The following is a 15,175-nucleotide window of genomic DNA, read 5'->3' on the forward strand; positions in this document are numbered from 1 at the left end:
CGGCACCGCGCTCCAGGCCTATTCGGCAGGCACAGGCTGCCGCTCCTCTTGGAGCGCCGGCAGCTCCTCCAGCGTCTGCGCGGGCTCGGTCGCCTCGGTCATCTCGAAGCGCGGGCTGTCGTCCAGGTAGGCCTGCACATGCATGACGACGGCCTCCGGCCGCAGGAAGACCACACCGTAAGCAGGCGGTTCGTGACTGCCGGGCACGTCCTTGCGGTGAAACTGCAACAGGACCTGATGGTTGGTGCCCGGCAGGGTCGAATAGGGCAGCCCGTGCCAGGAACCGGCGATGGTCCGGTGGATATGCCCGAAGAAGATATGGCGCAAGCCGCCCTGAGCCTGCAGCAGAGGCAGCAGGGCTTCGGCGTTCTGCAGGCGGATCGCGTCCATCCCAGGGATCCCGAGATCCAGCGGCGCATGGTGCAAGAACAGGTAGAGCGGCCGCCCCCGGGCCGCGGTCAGCTGCTCCTCCAGCCAGGCCAGCCGAACCTCGCAGAGCCGGCCGCCGTCGCTGCCGGGAATCAGCGTGTCCAGGAAGACGAAGAGCCCGGCCTCGGTCTCCTCCGTCCACTGCACGAACCCTTCGGGATCGGTCGGACTGTCGGGAAAGGCGGCCAGGAAGTTGGCGCGGTCGTCGTGGTTGCCGAGGATCAGGCGGTAGGACGGCGTCAGGGCGTCGAGCGCCGACTTCAGCTCTCCGTAGGCCTCGGGCTCGCCCCAGTGAGTCAGATCGCCCGTCACCACGACCATTGCCGCGTCGGCGTGCCGTCGGTTGATGTCCGCCACCGCCGCTCTCAGCCGCGCTCTGGGGTCGAGCGCGAAGAGCTTGCGTGGGGCCGGCACCAGGTGGGTGTCGGTCAGATGGATGAACTTCAAGCGACGACTCCTTCGGGTTCGAGTCCACTGGGACTCAGGGCAAGCGCCAGCAGGCTTGCGAGATCCGGGGCGACGGCGTCCGGGTGAGGCCCGATCAAGAGAGCGGGGATGCCGAGGGCTTCGGCGCCGGCAATGTCCGTGCTCGGGTTGTCGCCCAGCATGACCGCATCCTCCGCGCGAACGCCGGCTGCCTCGAGGGCGACGCGGAACAGCTCAGGTTTCGGCTTGCCGAAGATCCGGGGCGCGACGTCCGGCGCCACGGCCCTTACGGCGGCCAGCAGAGATCCGGTTTCCGGCACCGGACGGCCGCCGGATCCCGGATGGGTCAGATCGGGATTGGCCACCCACAGCTCGGCGCCCTGAGTCAGAGCCTCGGCGATCGCCTGCAGCCGCTCGTAGCCGAAGCAGGTATCCCGGCAGAGCGCGACGATCTCGACCTCCTCGGTCTCGCTATATAGGTCGAGCCGCACGGCCAGCTCCCTCACCGCGCCGGCGGCGGCAAGCAGCACCCGCGCGCCCGGTCGCTCCCGCGCCAGGGACCGCAGAAGGGTCTCACCGGCCAAGTGAATGCGGTCGGCCGCGATCTGCAGGCTCGCGGCCGCCAGAACACCCGAAAGGCCCTCGGCGACATCGGTGGAGTTGTTGGAGACGAGGCGCAAGCGACGACCGAGCCGCCCGGCCAGTTCGGCGGCCCCAGGCACCGGCCGGTTCTGCACGGCGAGGCAGCCATCGAGGTCGGCAAGCACGAGGTCGGCGGAGATCAGACGGCGCGGATCGGCGAACATCTTCCTTACCTGCCATCCGCAATGTGACGGTTGCAATCTTCGTCGCCGAACCGACAGCGGCATTCGGCAAGGCGCGACGATCCCTCGCCAGACCTTCAGGCGAGGCATCCGGCGTCACCGGGACAATCGGAGCCTTGCGGCGCGCCCGTAAAGCGGTTAGCGACAATGATCGTCTCTCAACCGATCAGTGATCAGCCCAGTCATGCCCGATAAACCGCTCGACGGCTCCGCTCCCCACGGCGCGGCCGCTCACAACTCTCCCCTGCCGCTGCGGCCTGAGGTGGAAACCCTGGAGGAGTCCCAGATCGTAGAGGTCTGGAAACTCGGGTTCGAGCGTGACGACGTGATCGGTCTCTGGGTCGGCGAGGGTGACGCGCCGACGCCGGACTTCATCAGCGAGCCGGCCATCGAAGCCCTGCGCTCGGGCCAGACCTTCTATTCCATGAAGCGCGGCCTGCCGGAAATGCGCCGCGCGCTGGCCGACTACTCCGCCCCGCTCTACGGGACCCGCCCCGACGAGGAGCGGATCACCCTGACCCAGAGCGGCATGAACGCCATGATCGTGGTGCTTCAGGCCTTTCTGCGTCCCGGCGACCGGGTCGCTATCGTCAGCCCGATCTGGCCGAATATCGTCTCAGCAGTGCGCCTGCTGGGCGGCGAACCCGTTCAGCTGTCCCTCGACCATGCTCCCGACGGCGGTTTCCGGCTCGACATGAACAAGCTGGAAGACCTGCTCAAGACCGGGGTCCGCGCCCTCTTCGTCGCCACACCCGGCAATCCCACCGGCTGGATGCTGGAGGACGACGGTCTGGCCGAGGTGCTGAACCTGACCCGCAAATACGGCGTCTGGCTGCTGGCGGACGAGGTCTATAACCGCTTCACCTACGAATGGTCTTCGGCCCCGTCCTTCCTGTCGCTGGCCGAGCCGGAGGAGCCGGTGATCGCCGTGAACTCCTTCTCCAAAGCCTGGGCCATGACCGGCTGGCGGCTCGGCTGGATCGTGCATCCGCCGGCGCTGGGCGACGTCTTCGACAAGATCATCGAGTTCAACACCTCGGGTCCCCAGGCGTTTCTGCAGCACGGCGCCATCGCCGCGTTGGAACAGGGGGAGGGCTTCGTCAAGGAGATGGTGGAGAGATGCCGTCGCGGGCGGGATCTGATCTATCAGGGTCTTTCGGACCTGCCGCGCGTGACCCTGGCCAATCCGCCCGGAGCATTCTATAGCTTCTTCAAGGTCGAGGGCGTCGAGGAGTCTCTCGCCTTCGCCAAGCGTCTGGTGCATGAGGCAGGGGTCGGGCTGGCGCCCGGATCCGCCTTCGGTCCCGGCGGCGAGGGGCATCTGCGGCTCTGCTTCGCAAGCTCCGAAGCCCGTCTCAGCACTGCTTTGGAGCGGATGCGACCTCTCTTGTCCTAGACGCGACAAACAATTGGAATTCCTAAAGAATTTCTTGCCGGACGCCTGCGCTCACTGCATGAGCGCTGCGTAAAACCGGCATTGGCGTTAAAGCGGTCACGGGAATATTTCGGCTTCAACGGACAGGTTGGTCAATTCCTGTCGCCAGTCCTTGTCGGCTGAGCGCGACCAACCGGAGTGACTCGAGCCGGAGAGAACCTATGGCCCACAGACCCTTCCTCGCGGACAGCACGATCCCCGGCCTCGGCGCCAGCGATCTGGTGCGCCGCGCGGCCGTTCACCTGGGGGACAACGTCAACGGTTTCGGTGCGAACCTGCGCGCGCAGATCGTTGCGGCCCGGCAGGAGCTGCGCCTGCGCCACGATCTGAGAGGCCTCGGCGCGGAAACCCTGACCGACATCGGGCTCGACCGCGACCACCTGTAGGACGGCCCAGGGAGCTTCCTTTCGGATCGCGCGGCTGCCGCTTTCGGGAAAGGCCGTCGTCTCAGGAGATGTCGCTCGGCGTCAGGAGTCGACGCGCTCCTGCAGAACACCGTTCAGACAGGGGGCCACGGCGGTGGCGTGGGCCGCGGTATCACGCGCCTCCACGTGCACGACTTGGACATTGTCCGCCGTGACGGCATAGAGGAAGACGTCCAGCACACAGTCCCGGCTCTCGTACTGCCAGACCTCGGCGGGCTGCTCACGGCGCTGAACGTTTGGCCGTCCAAGCGCGGCGAGCAGCCGCTCCGGCGCCGCACCGATCAACTCACTAGGCACACGTGGAGGGGAGACCTCGACCACCGAGGAAGCCTCGACCCCGTAAAGTCCCCCGCCCTGCGCCGGCCCGCTGGCGCGCTCCGACTGGCCGGTCGCGCAGCCGGCCAGTCCCAGAATCGCGGCCAAGGCCGCCACCATCGGCGTAAATCGCAACACGCCACTCCCCCAAAACACCTGAAAAACCAACTCGCGACGCGCTGCGCGGACACAGCCTCAATTGAGAAGGCTGCGCCCGGCGTCGTCACGCGCCCGCGACGCCGGTCCCGCTTGAGCTGACCTCAAGCGTCCTTCTCGGACCGGAATACCGTCAGCCCGCCGCGCCGCTGGCCTTCGCCGCGTTGCCGGACTCGCCCTGGCCCTTGCCGTCCTTCTTGTCGGCGCCGAACATCGGCGTGTCCTGATCCTTGTCGGCAGCCGACATCTTGGAGGTCGCGGCACCGTTGCCGAGCTTCTGCTGGGCGATCTCCTCGATGCTGCCGTTCACGCGGCCGCCGCGCTCGATCTCCAATTCGGCGTAGCGAAGGGTCCCCTTGACCTGGCCGGTGGAGCGCAGGATCAGCCGCTCGCGAACCGTTAGTTCGCCGTCGAAGGTGCCGCTGACCTCGGCGATGTCGACTTCGGCCCGGCCCTTGAAAAGCCCGCTTTCGGCGATTTCCAGCACCTGAGCGTCGGCCAGGTCGGCCTCGACCTGCCCTTCCACCACCAGCTTGTCGCAAGCGGTGATCTCACCGGCCAGACGAATGTCGCGGCCGACGATCAGCTTCTTCATCTCGCCGTCTCCGCCGCCCTGGCTCGACGCCGGCTTGCGAGGCGCCGGAGCGCTGGCGGCGCTGCCCGACTGATAGCCGGTCGGGCGGACAGGCGGCTGGGGCTGGCGCTCGAGCAGGGCCGAAGCGTCGGGCTTGCTGGACCGCGAAGCGGCGCGGGCGGCGTCGCTGCTGCTGTCGGAAGACTGGGGCGTATCTGGCTTACGCTTGCCGAACATAACGAAGTCCTTTCACATCACGCAGGGGAAGGGATGGAGGCGCCCGCGCTCTTGTCGCGCAGGCCCTCGAAGACGTGCAGCATGAAGGCGGCGGCCACCAGCGGCACGATGATGTTGAAGATGGGAATCCACATCAGCAGCGCGATCACCAGGCCGGCGAAGAAAACCTTTCCGCCGTGTTGCTGTCTCAAGTCGCGCACCTGACGGGACGGGGTGCGGCGCACGGCAATCATCTCGAAGTATTCGCGCCCGAAAAGATAACCGTTAACGCCAAAGAATACAAAAGGCGCAAGGGGCGCCACGATGAGATAGAGCGGCAGCAGCAGCAGATTGAGACCGACCGTCACCGCCAGCAGCTTCAGACCGTCGCCGAGCGCCTCTGCGAAGGGCTGTTCGCGAGCGGGAGGCAGGCCGGGATAGTGTCGCGCCTCGACCGCCTGACACACCCTGTCGATGAAGAGACCGCTGATGATACCCGCCGCGACGCCGGGAAAGAGAATCGCGGAGGCGAAAAGGAGAGCGACGAAACCGCCGAGACCGACCAGCCACTCCAACAGACTGGCCCAGAAGCCCTCGGCCCCAAGCCATGCCTGCAGGCCGGCGGCCCCTGCCGACAGGCCCCAGACGGCCAGTGCCCAGACCATGAGCAGCAGGGCGGCGGACAGCGACAGGGTCATCCAGATCACGCGCCGGGAGGCGGGATCGGACAGCTGTCCGAAAGCTTTGCTGAGTGCGGATACCATAAGTGCGCGTGTTAACCCGTTCTACCGTGTCTCTCAAAGTGGCAATTTCGAGGCTATTGCGGAGATTCCGGCGGCCTCGGCCCGTCCTGCTGCAGCGGTGAGTCCGCTGGACCTTCGGCGCTGGCTCGGGTAGGGATGACACGGGCAGCAGAGGGCAGAGCTGCAAACACATCTTACCGAATGGATGAACCATGACCGCAGCCGAGCTGGATGTGGTCGGAATCGGCAACGCTATTGTCGATGTCCTGACCCACGCCGACGACGATTTCCTCGCCTCCCATGGTCTCAACAAGGGCACCATGACGCTGATCGACACGGAACGGGCCGAGGCGCTCTACAGCGCCATGGGTCCGGCGGTCGAAGTGTCGGGAGGCTCGGCCGCCAACACCATGGCCGGCATCGCCTCGCTGGGCGGCGCCGGCGGCTTCATCGGCAAGGTCCGCAACGATCAGCTGGGCGGCATCTTCGCCCACGACATCCGGGCCGGCGGGACCGCCTTCAGCGCGCAGCCCGCGACAGACGGTCCCCCGACCGCCCGCTGCCTGATCTTCGTGACGCCGGACGCGCAGCGCACCATGGCGACCTACCTGGGCGTCTCCGTCCAGTTCGGACCGCAGGATCTCGACCTCGACTTCCTGCGCAGTGCCAAGGTCGTTTACCTGGAGGGCTATCTCTGGGATGCGGAACCAGCCAAGAAAGCCTTTCTGGAGGCCTCCAAGGCCGCGCACGCGGCGGGCCGCAAAGTGGCGCTCAGCCTGTCGGACCCCTTCTGCGTGGAGCGGCACCGCGGCGCCTTCCGCCATCTGATCGAGGGCCATGTCGACATCCTCTTCGGCAACGAGGCGGAGATCACCAGCCTGTTCGAGGTGGACGACTTCGACAGCGGCCTGCAGCAGGCGCGCGGCCACTGCGACGTGATCGCCCTGACGCGCAGCGAAAAGGGCTCCGTCGTGCTGTCCGGCGAGGAAGTGCATGTCGTGGACGCCATCTCGGTCGGCCCGGTGGTCGATACGACCGGCGCCGGCGATGCCTACGCGGCCGGTTTTCTCTACGGCTACACCCAGGGTTTCAGCCTTTATCGCTGCGGCGAACTGGGCTCCCTTTGCGCGGGCGAAGCAATTTCCCATATGGGACCGCGACCGGAGCGCCCGCTGAAACAGCTGGCGACCGAAAAACTCAACCTTCCGTGAGATCTGCGACGTGACTGAAAACAAGGCCCAAGCCGGCCAGCCCCAGGGTGGCGCGGTCAACGCCAGCCTGCGCAACCTGGCGATCATCGCTCACGTCGACCATGGCAAGACGACCCTGGTCGACCAACTTCTGCGCCAGTCCGGCAGCTTCCGCGAGGGGCAGCAGGTGGCCGAGCGCGCCATGGACTCCAACGATCTGGAGCGCGAGCGGGGCATCACCATCCTGGCCAAGTGCACCTCGGTGTCCTGGGGCGACCTGCGCCTCAACATCGTCGATACCCCAGGCCACGCCGACTTCGGGGGCGAGGTGGAGCGCATCCTCTCGATGGTCGACGGTGCGCTGTTGCTGGTGGACGCGGCCGAAGGGCCGATGCCACAGACCAAGTTCGTGCTGGCCAAGGCCCTGAAGCGCGGCCTGGCACCGATCGTGGTGATCAACAAAGCGGACAAGCCCGACGCCCGGCCCTTCGAGGTGCAGGACGAGGTCTTCGATCTCTTCGCTGCCCTGGGCGCCGACGAACGGCAGCTCGACTTCCCGACCCTCTTCGCCTCCGCCAAGCAGGGCTGGGCCGTGGAGGATTTGGAGGCCCCGCGCGAGACGCTGACGCCGCTGTTCGACCTGATCGTGAAACAGGTGCCGGCGCCGCAGGTCGCGCCCGACGCCCCCTTTGCCATGCTGGCCACCACCTTGGAATCCGACCCCTTCGTCGGACGGATCCTGACCGGACGCATTCACTCCGGCGTGGCCTCGGTCAACATGCCGGTCCGCGCGCTGTCGCGCAGCGGCGAGGTTCTGGAAGAGGCCCGGCTGACCAAGCTGTTGGCTTTCCGCGGTCTGCAGCGCGTTCCGGTGGAGCGGGCCGAGGCCGGCGACATCGTGGCCGTAGCGGGCCTGGCGAAGCCGACCGTGGCGGACACTCTGACCGCGCCCGGCGTCGAGACGCCCCTGCCCGCCGAACCGATCGATCCGCCGACCCTGGCCATGACCTTCTCGGTCAACGACTCGCCCCTGGCCGGCCGCGAAGGCGACAAGCTGACCAGCCGGATGATCCGCGACCGCCTGCTGCGCGAGGCCGAGGGCAACGTCGCCCTGCGCATTCAGGAAACCCAGGACAAGGATGCCTTCGAGGTCGCCGGACGCGGCGAACTGCAGCTCGGCGTGCTGATCGAAACCCTGCGGCGCGAAGGCTTCGAGCTTTCCATCAGTCGTCCGCGCGTCATCTTCAAGGAGGAGGGCGGCCAGCGCCTGGAGCCGCTCGAGGAGGTCTTCGTCGACGTCGACGAGGAATTCTCGGGTGCCGTCGTCGAGAAGATCAGCCAGCGCAAGGGCGAATTGACCGAGATGCGGCCCTCCGGCGGCGGCAAGCAGCGCCTGGTCTTCCTGGCGCCCGCCCGCGGCCTGATTGGCTATCACGGCGAATTCCTGACCGACACGCGCGGCACCGGCATCATGAACCGCGTGTTCCACGGTTACACGCCCTATAAGGGGCCGATCTCCGGCCGCCGCTCCGGCGTGCTGATCTCCAACTCCGACGGCAACGCGGTCGCCTACGCCCTCTGGAACCTAGAGGAGCGCGGCGTTCTCTTCGTCGAGCCCGGCACGCCGGTCTACCTGGGCATGGTGATCGGCGAGAACAGCCGGCCCGGCGACCTGGAGGTCAATCCGACCAAGGCCAAGCAGCTCTCCAACGTCCGCGCCTCCGGCAAGGACGACGCGATCAAGCTGACGCCGCCCCGACGCATGAGCCTGGAACAGGCCCTGGCCTACATCGAGGACGATGAGCTGGTCGAGGTCACGCCCCAGTCGATCCGGCTGCGCAAGCGCCTGCTCGATCCAAACGAGCGCAAGCGCTGGGAGAAGAAGCGCGCCGCCGAGGCCGTGTAGCGCCGAGGCAACTACGTGACGGGGCCAGACGGCGGCAGAGCCCGATAACTGCCCCGCCTGTCGGCTCACACCTCCGTGTCTTGCCGGATCACCGGGTTTCGGCCATTTAGCGAGCCATGGAAGGCGCGATTCAATTCCTGTTGTCCTGGAAGGCGGTGCTGGTCGGGGTCTGGCTGGCGACCTTCTTCCTGGCCGAGCGGCTGCGTCCGGCCGCACAACCGCCGGACCGACCGCGCGGCGGCGAAGCGGCCTTCGGAACCCGGCGTCTGGCCCGCAACGCGGCGCTCTGGCTCGGCAATGCAGGACTGTCGCTGGTCTTCGTCGTGCCAGTCAGCCTTTGGGCCGCCAGCGTCAGCCTGGACTGGCGGCCCGACTGGTGGTCCGGCTGGCAGGGACTGCTGATCGATCTGATCATTCTGGATCTCGCCATCTACTGGTGGCACCGGGCCAACCACGAGCTGCCGTTTCTCTGGCGCTTCCACGAGGTCCATCACCTCGACCGTTTCCTGGATACCACCACGGCGGTGCGCTTTCACTTCGGCGAGGTGGCGCTTTCCGCCGGCTTCCGGGCTGGTCTGATCGTTCTGTTAGGCCTGCCCATCGTCTCGGTTCTGGTCTTCGAAATCCTGGTCCTGGTCGCCGCGATCTTCCACCACTCCAACCTGCGCCTGCCGCAGGGACTGGAACGCGCGCTCGGCCGTCTGGTGATCACGCCGGACCTCCATTGGGTGCATCACCACGCGGTGCGCCGCGACACCGACAGCAACTACGGAACGATCTTCAGCTTCTGGGATCGACTGTTCGGCTCGCGCAGCCCTACGCCCCGGCGGCTTGGCATGACTATTGGGGTGGAGCGCCGTGTGGAACAAAGCCTGCCCCAGCTTCTGCTGCGCCCCTTTCTCTCCGAGAGCGCCCGCACCACACCGCCTCTACCGGCACCGGCAAAAGAAAGCGCGGGCGGTTAACCGGCAGCCGCAGGCCCTCAGCCGGAGTCAGCCGCCTAGGCCGACGTTGGGGAGATCGCGGCTTTCGAAACGGGAGCGGTCGACCGGCACGCCCCAGCGCGGATCGACCAGGGAGACTTCGGTCGCAATCCCTTGCGCGTCGATCACGGTCCAGCCAAGCAGGGACATCGGCTCCTTGGCGAAGCGCAGTGCCAGCTCGCCACCGTCCGGCGCGCCGCCGTCGCGGACCCGGACCGACAGTTCGCCCGGCGTGCGCAGGAAACCGACGACATCGATCCCGTCGGTCAGGCTGGCATCCTCCTTCAGGACCAGCCAGAGCGGGGTCTGCCAGAGCGGCACGAAGGTGGGCTGCTCCAAGTCGCGGTCGTAGTAGAGCAGCTCCAACCCGTTGGCGATCAGCAGAATGGGCACCGGCGGATCGTACTCGAAACGCATGCGGCCCGGACGGTCGAGCCACAGCGCGCCGCGTGCGAAACCGCCGTCCGAGGAGACCTGCAGGAACCGCGCCTCCAGCGTGTCGATGGACCGCAGGTAGGTTTCCAGCCGCGCTAGATCGTCCAGATCCTGCTGCGTCAGCTGCGCCGGCTCCGACGCCTGCGAGGGGGCGGCCGGCGCGACGGCAGCCATGACAGTGCCGAGGATCAGGATCGCGAACAGCTGGCGGAAGGGCATGGGGAGGTGCTCCCGAAAAGGATGAGAAAAAACAACACGACCAGGCAATTGTGGCCGCGCAAATGTGGCATCGTCTTGAAGAAGACGGCGGGCGACCGGTCGAGCGGGCGGAAGAGCGCAGGATAAGGAGACGGGCCAGTCCGGTTCGCAGCCGCGGCGGCTCAGTTGTTGCCGCCGCTGCGCCCCTCGAGGCCCAAGTTCGGAAGATCCCGGTACTGAAAGAGCGAGTCTTCCAGAGCGATGTCGAACTGGGTGTCCACCAGAGAGACCTGAATGATGTAGCCCTGCTCGTCGACCACGCTCCAACGGCGCAATTCCAGGGGGCTGTCGCTGAACAACAGGTCGACCTGCGCCTTGCCCAGCGCGCTCCCGCCGAGCATCGAAACCAACAGCGCGCCCTGGCCGCGCTCAACCGCAAGGATCTCGACAGTGTCCGTGAAGTCGATCGGATCGCGGGTCAGGAACCAGAGCGGCGACTGCGACAGGGGGAGCTGCGAAGCGCTCTCGATGGACTTGTCGTACATGACCATGGTGTGGCCATCGGAGATCAGCAGCAAGGGCACCGGCGCGTCGTACTCGAAGCGCAGTTCGCCGGGCCGGCGCAGATAGATGTCGCCCTCACTGAAGTGGCCCGTCGAGGTGATCTGCACGAAGCGACCGTGCACAGTCCCGATCTGGTTCAGGTAGTCCTCCGCCCGCTTCAGGTCTTCGCGATCCTCGGCCGTCAAGGGCTCGGGCTTGCGCCAAGGTTCCGCGGCATCTTGAGCGAGGGCCGCGCCGCCGAATAGGGCGGTTGTCAGCAGGGCGGCAAGCAGCCCGGGCGTAACGGTCCGTAAGGCGTATTGGAACAGGCGTACCACTCTAGTCTCCGTCCGGTCCGTGGTCGGGCAACAGAATCTCGCGCTTGCCGACATGGTTGGCCGGCCCGACGATGCCCTGCGCCTCCATCTCTTCTACGAGGTTCGCAGCGCGATTGTACCCGATCTGAAGTTGACGCTGGATGAACGACGTCGAGGCCTTGCGGTGCTGGGCCACCACCGCGACGGCGCGGTCGAACAGCTCGTTGCCGCTGCCCCCGCCGGGTCCGCCGCCCATCAGACCCAGGTCGCCGCTGCCGCCGTCCAGTTCGTCTGTCACTCCCTCGACGTAGCTCGGTTCGCCCAGCGCCTTCAGGTAGGCCACGACCTCCTCGACCTCCTGGTCGCTGACGAAGGGACCGTGGACGCGGGCGATCCGGCCGCCGTGGGCCATGTAGAGCATGTCGCCCATGCCCAACAGGTGTTCGCCGCCCGACTCGCCCAGGATCGTCCGGCTGTCGATCTTACTGGTCACCTGGAAGGAGATGCGGGTCGGGAAATTGGCCTTGATGGTGCCGGTGATGACGTCGACCGAGGGACGCTGCGTCGCCATGATCAGGTGGATACCGGCTGCGCGCGCCATCTGCGCCAGACGCTGGATCGCTGCCTCCACCTCCTTGCCGGCGACCAGCATCAGGTCCGCCATCTCGTCGACGATCACCACGATGTAAGGCAGCGTCTCCAGCTCGAAGGGCTGTTCCTCGTGGATAGGCTGCCCGGTGTCGGGGTCGAAGCCGGTCTGCACTCGCCGGGTCAGGACTTCGCCCGACTTCTGCGCCTGTTCGATCCGCGCGTTGTAGCCGTCGATGTTGCGCACGCCGAGCCGGCTCATGGCGCGGTAGCGCTCCTCCATCTCGCGCACGGCCCATTTCAACGCGACCACGGCCTTTTTCGGCTCGGTCACCACCGGGCTGAGCAGATGGGGGATGCCGTCGTAGACGCTCAACTCCAGCATCTTGGGGTCGACCATGATGAAGCGGCACCTGTCCGGCCCGTGACGGTAGAGCAGCGAGACGATCATGGCGTTGACGGAGACGGACTTGCCCGAACCGGTCGTACCGGCCACCAACAGGTGCGGCATGCGGGCGAGATCGACGAGCTGCGGATTGCCGCCGATATCCTTGCCGAGCACCAGCGGCAAGTTCCCGCCCGCCTTCTCGAAAGCATCGGCCGCCAGCAGCTCGCGCAGATAGACCGTCTCGCGCTTGGCGTTGGGCAGCTCGATCCCGATCACGCTGGAGCCGGGCACGACGGCGACGCGCACGGAGATCGCCGACATGGAGCGGGCGATGTCGTCGGCGAGGTTGACCACGCGGCTGGTCTTGGTGCCGGGCGCCGGCTCCAGCTCATAGCGGGTCACCACCGGGCCGGGACGGACCTTCACGATCTCGCCCTTGACCCCGAAGTCCTCCAGCACGCCCTCCAGCAGCCGCGCGTTCTTCTCCAGGGCGTCCTGGCTTTGGGCGCCCTCACGACTGCGCGGCGGCTCAGCCAGCAGCGCCAGCGGCGGTGGTTCGTAGCTGCCGTTCTCCAGCGCGAGCCGGCCCTGGGCCGCGTCCCGCCCGCGCTTGCCGGGCTGCGGCTTCGACTTGGGCTCCACCCGCGTCGCCACCGCCGGCTTGGCGGTAGGCGGCGGGTTCGGCGCCTCTTCTTCCGCCCCGGCCCCGAAGTGCGGTTCGGCCCGGCGCCGGCGTTTACGGACAGCCGCTCCAGCTTGCCCTACCTCTTCGGGCTGCGGCCGTGCCGTCAGCTGGCGAACACCGCGGTAACCGGCAGCCAGAGCTTGACCGGCGAAGACAGAGGCGCGCCTCAGGCCGCGTCCCGCGGCCCGGTATTCGCCGCCCTCTAGAGCGACCAGATAGACAAAGGCCGCTGTAGCGGGAACCGCCGCCAGAGCGGCCCCGATCCAGTCCGGCCAGGGCCCGAACAGGGACAGCAGCTGCGTCAGGCGGGCCAGCAGCAGGTCGCCGACAAAGCCGCCGGGACCTGCGGCCTGCACCCAGCCATCGGGGCGTGGCAAGCCGTCCAGAGCCGTCGCGGCCAGCAACAGCATGAGGGGGAAGAGGGCCAGGCGCAGCCCCCAGCGCGGCAAGGCCTTGTCGCGCAGCAGGCGCCAAGCCCAGCCCAACAGCACGAGGGACACCAGACTTGCCGCGAGCCCCAGCGTGGCCAGAGAGAAGTCGGCGATCCAGGCGCCGGGACCGCCCAGCAGGTTGCGCGCGGCCGCATCGGTCGCGACGTTCGGACCGGGATCGCCGGGGTGATAGGTCAGCAAGGCCAGCAGTCCAGCCAAACCGAACATCAGCGCCAGGCCGCCGAGCGCCTCGGCGCCGCGCTTCCTCAGGAAATCGCCGGCACCGGCCGGCAAGAGCCGACGTCCGCCGGCGGTCTTGCCACCGCCGCGCCGCTTGCCGCTCGCTGCTCCCTGAAGTGCCATGATCCCTAGACGTGCCTCTGTCCGTTCCTGTCAGGTCGTCTTCGTTACAGCCCGTCGCCGAGCACCTCGACGAGGCGAGCCAGCGCCCGCTCCGTGGTCTCGCCATCGTAGACGAGCGCGACCCGGATGTAGCGCGCGCCGGCGTTGTCCGGCAAATCGGCGGGTCCGGCCATGTAGGCACCCGGCAGGACGCGCAGTCCGGCCTCGGCCCAGAGCTTGCGGGCCGCCGCCTCGCCGTCGCCCACGTCGAGCCAGAGAAAGAAGCCGCCGGAGGGACGGCTGTAGCCGTAGCGCCCCGCGAGGATCCGCTCCGCCCGCGCAAAAAGATCGCGGTAGTACGCGCGGCTGGTCTCGGGCAGCGCCTCGTCGCGCCAGAGGCGGGTGCCGGCGCGCTGAATCGGCAGCGGTACGCCGGCACCGCCGATACGCAAACAGGCGTCGACCCGCTCGATCAGGGCCGGATCGCCGGCGATGAACCCGCAGCGCAGTCCGGCAGCGCTGGCCCGCTTGGACAGCGAGTGGAAAACCAGCAGCCCGTCCAGCGACCCGCCTTCCGCGACCGCGGCCTCGAGCGCCCCGGTCGGCGGGCTGTCGAGATAGACGTCGGCGTAGCATTCGTCCGCCATCAGCGCGAAACCGCAGGCCCGCGCCAAGTGCAGCGTGGCCCGCCACCCCTCCAGATCGAGAGCCGTACCCTGCGGATTGGAGGGACTGCAGAGGTAGGCCAGCAGGCTGGTGCCGAGGGTATGCGCCGGTAGGGCGGCGAGATCGGGCAGGAAGTTGCTTTCCGCCGTGGCCGGCACGAAGACCGGCGCGAGCCCCGCCACGGCAGCCGCGCCCATGTAGCAGTGATAGCCGGGCGAGGGCAGCAACACGGCATTGCGCTCCGGCTCCCTGTCGGCGCCGGCCGTCGCGAGAGCCAGAGCGGCAAAGAACAGGCCTTCCCGGCTCCCCGGCACCGGCAGCACGTGCTGCGCCGGGTCGAGCCAACCCGCAGGCAGGTTGTAGCGGCGCTCCAGATAGGCGACGCAGGCCTCGGCGTGATCGTTCGTCCCGCGCGGCGGCGGATAGCGGCCCCAAGCGCCCAGATCCGCCGTCAGGTCCTCGAGAAGGTAGGCAGGCGGCGCGATCTGCGGATCGCCCACGGACAGATTGATCGGCTTTCCATCGGGCGCCGGAGACGACCCGGGCGGAATGTCCGCCAGAAGAGCGTTGAGCCGCAGAAAAGGATGAAAGTCGCGCGGATCGCGCCGCCGCGCCGGCCCCTGATGGGGCAGGACGAGACTTTGCGGCGCGCCGGTCTGCGCCTCGTTCAGTGGCTGCAGCTCGGCCGACGCGGCCCTATCGGGCGCCGTGGACATGGACGACCCCTCTTCTCCCTCTCTGGCATCGGGCGCCCCCCTCAGACCGACGGAGATCAGGACTGACGGAGATCAGGCCGAACGCCCGGGATGTGCGCCTCTTGCGGTGAACATTCTATGTACCATGCCCCGCGAAGCTTGGGACAAAGCAAAAACGATAACCCGTCCGATCAAAGGTTTAGCAAGCCCTAGGGGTCGCCAGAGCGCGACTCCCAAGATGTCGTCAGAACGAATCGTGTTTGTT

General features: G+C 67.5%; 14 protein-coding genes. 5 read left to right on the plus strand and 9 right to left on the minus strand.

Features of this window, described 5'->3' with window-relative positions; genetic code table 11:
* Positions 1–18 precede the first annotated feature (18 nt).
* Together ACO054_RS14610 and ACO054_RS14615 are read right to left on the minus strand one after the other, a co-directional pair.
* A complete protein-coding gene (locus ACO054_RS14610; protein WP_421707321.1) occupies positions 19–876 on the minus strand; it encodes a phosphodiesterase in 858 nt (285 codons plus the stop codon).
* Entirely contained in the window at positions 873–1,661 is a 789-nt protein-coding gene (locus ACO054_RS14615; RefSeq protein ID WP_421707322.1) for an HAD-IIA family hydrolase, read from the minus strand. The genes ACO054_RS14610 and ACO054_RS14615 overlap by 4 nt, the downstream gene beginning before the upstream one ends.
* 202 nt (positions 1,662–1,863) lie before the next feature.
* Here ACO054_RS14615 and ACO054_RS14620 point away from each other — a divergent pair, with 202 nt between their 5' ends.
* Positions 1,864–3,075, plus strand: a complete 1,212-nt coding sequence (locus tag ACO054_RS14620; protein WP_421707323.1) for a pyridoxal phosphate-dependent aminotransferase — start codon at positions 1,864–1,866, stop codon at positions 3,073–3,075.
* Between the two features lie 200 nt (positions 3,076–3,275).
* Positions 3,276–3,500, plus strand: a complete 225-nt coding sequence (locus tag ACO054_RS14625; protein ID WP_421707324.1) for a hypothetical protein — start codon at positions 3,276–3,278, stop codon at positions 3,498–3,500.
* A gap of 81 nt (positions 3,501–3,581) precedes the next feature.
* On the opposite strand, the gene ACO054_RS14630 is transcribed toward ACO054_RS14625, so the two are convergent.
* From ACO054_RS14630 to ACO054_RS14640, 3 genes are all read right to left on the minus strand, one after another.
* Positions 3,582–3,992 (minus strand): hypothetical protein, encoded by a 411-nt coding sequence (locus ACO054_RS14630; RefSeq protein ID WP_421707325.1) that lies wholly within the window; start codon positions 3,990–3,992, stop codon positions 3,582–3,584.
* Positions 3,993–4,143: 151 nt separating this feature from the next.
* Positions 4,144–4,821: a bactofilin family protein gene (locus tag ACO054_RS14635; RefSeq protein ID WP_421707326.1), complete on the minus strand. Its 678-nt coding sequence runs from the start codon at positions 4,819–4,821 to the stop codon at positions 4,144–4,146.
* Between the two features lie 17 nt (positions 4,822–4,838).
* Positions 4,839–5,564, minus strand: coding sequence for an EI24 domain-containing protein (locus ACO054_RS14640; RefSeq protein WP_421707327.1), 726 nt, complete (start codon positions 5,562–5,564; stop codon positions 4,839–4,841).
* Between the two features lie 191 nt (positions 5,565–5,755).
* Here ACO054_RS14640 and ACO054_RS14645 point away from each other — a divergent pair, with 191 nt between their 5' ends.
* The 3 genes from ACO054_RS14645 (at position 5,756) to ACO054_RS14655 (ending at position 9,604) form a co-directional block, all read left to right on the plus strand.
* Complete coding sequence (locus ACO054_RS14645) at positions 5,756–6,754, plus strand: adenosine kinase (RefSeq protein ID WP_421707328.1); 999 nt, start codon at positions 5,756–5,758, stop codon at positions 6,752–6,754.
* A 67-nt stretch (positions 6,755–6,821) separates the two neighbouring features.
* Positions 6,822–8,639, plus strand: coding sequence for a translational GTPase TypA (gene typA, locus ACO054_RS14650; RefSeq protein ID WP_421710368.1), 1,818 nt, complete (start codon positions 6,822–6,824; stop codon positions 8,637–8,639).
* A gap of 116 nt (positions 8,640–8,755) precedes the next feature.
* Positions 8,756–9,604: a sterol desaturase family protein gene (locus ACO054_RS14655; protein WP_421707329.1), complete on the plus strand. Its 849-nt coding sequence runs from the start codon at positions 8,756–8,758 to the stop codon at positions 9,602–9,604.
* A 27-nt stretch (positions 9,605–9,631) separates the two neighbouring features.
* Here the strand turns inward: ACO054_RS14655 and ACO054_RS14660 are convergent, their stop codons facing one another.
* From ACO054_RS14660 to ACO054_RS14675, 4 genes are all read right to left on the minus strand, one after another.
* Positions 9,632–10,276: a LolA family protein gene (locus ACO054_RS14660; protein WP_421707330.1), complete on the minus strand. Its 645-nt coding sequence runs from the start codon at positions 10,274–10,276 to the stop codon at positions 9,632–9,634.
* 161 nt (positions 10,277–10,437) lie between these two features.
* Complete coding sequence (locus ACO054_RS14665) at positions 10,438–11,136, minus strand: LolA family protein (protein WP_421707331.1); 699 nt, start codon at positions 11,134–11,136, stop codon at positions 10,438–10,440.
* Between the two features lies 1 nt (position 11,137).
* The gene (locus tag ACO054_RS14670) at positions 11,138–13,570 is read right to left on the minus strand and encodes a DNA translocase FtsK 4TM domain-containing protein (RefSeq protein WP_421707332.1); all 2,433 of its coding nucleotides are present in this window, start codon (positions 13,568–13,570) and stop codon (positions 11,138–11,140) included.
* Positions 13,571–13,614: 44 nt separating this feature from the next.
* Positions 13,615–14,931 (minus strand): aminotransferase class I/II-fold pyridoxal phosphate-dependent enzyme, encoded by a 1,317-nt coding sequence (locus ACO054_RS14675; protein WP_421707333.1) that lies wholly within the window; start codon positions 14,929–14,931, stop codon positions 13,615–13,617.
* Between the last annotated feature and the right edge of the window lie 244 nt (positions 14,932–15,175).

Origin of the sequence: Algihabitans sp. (assembly GCF_965226985.1) — a bacterium.
Taxonomy (GTDB): domain Bacteria; phylum Pseudomonadota; class Alphaproteobacteria; order Kiloniellales; family DSM-21159; genus Algihabitans.

What these genes read in the sequence shown, in the direction of transcription:
- ACO054_RS14615 (WP_421707322.1), bottom strand. Translation starts at nt 1,661, where the DNA reads ATGTTCGCCGATCCGCGCCGTCTGATCTCCGCCGACCTCGTGCTTGCC.
- ACO054_RS14620 (WP_421707323.1), top strand. Translation starts at nt 1,864, where the DNA reads ATGCCCGATAAACCGCTCGACGGCTCCGCTCCCCACGGCGCGGCCGCT.
- ACO054_RS14625 (WP_421707324.1), top strand. Translation starts at nt 3,276, where the DNA reads ATGGCCCACAGACCCTTCCTCGCGGACAGCACGATCCCCGGCCTCGGC.
- ACO054_RS14635 (WP_421707326.1), bottom strand. Translation starts at nt 4,821, where the DNA reads ATGTTCGGCAAGCGTAAGCCAGATACGCCCCAGTCTTCCGACAGCAGC.
- ACO054_RS14640 (WP_421707327.1), bottom strand. Translation starts at nt 5,564, where the DNA reads ATGGTATCCGCACTCAGCAAAGCTTTCGGACAGCTGTCCGATCCCGCC.
- ACO054_RS14645 (WP_421707328.1), top strand. Translation starts at nt 5,756, where the DNA reads ATGACCGCAGCCGAGCTGGATGTGGTCGGAATCGGCAACGCTATTGTC.
- ACO054_RS14655 (WP_421707329.1), top strand. Translation starts at nt 8,756, where the DNA reads ATGGAAGGCGCGATTCAATTCCTGTTGTCCTGGAAGGCGGTGCTGGTC.
- ACO054_RS14660 (WP_421707330.1), bottom strand. Translation starts at nt 10,276, where the DNA reads ATGCCCTTCCGCCAGCTGTTCGCGATCCTGATCCTCGGCACTGTCATG.
- ACO054_RS14670 (WP_421707332.1), bottom strand. Translation starts at nt 13,570, where the DNA reads ATGGCACTTCAGGGAGCAGCGAGCGGCAAGCGGCGCGGCGGTGGCAAG.
- ACO054_RS14675 (WP_421707333.1), bottom strand. Translation starts at nt 14,931, where the DNA reads ATGTCCACGGCGCCCGATAGGGCCGCGTCGGCCGAGCTGCAGCCACTG.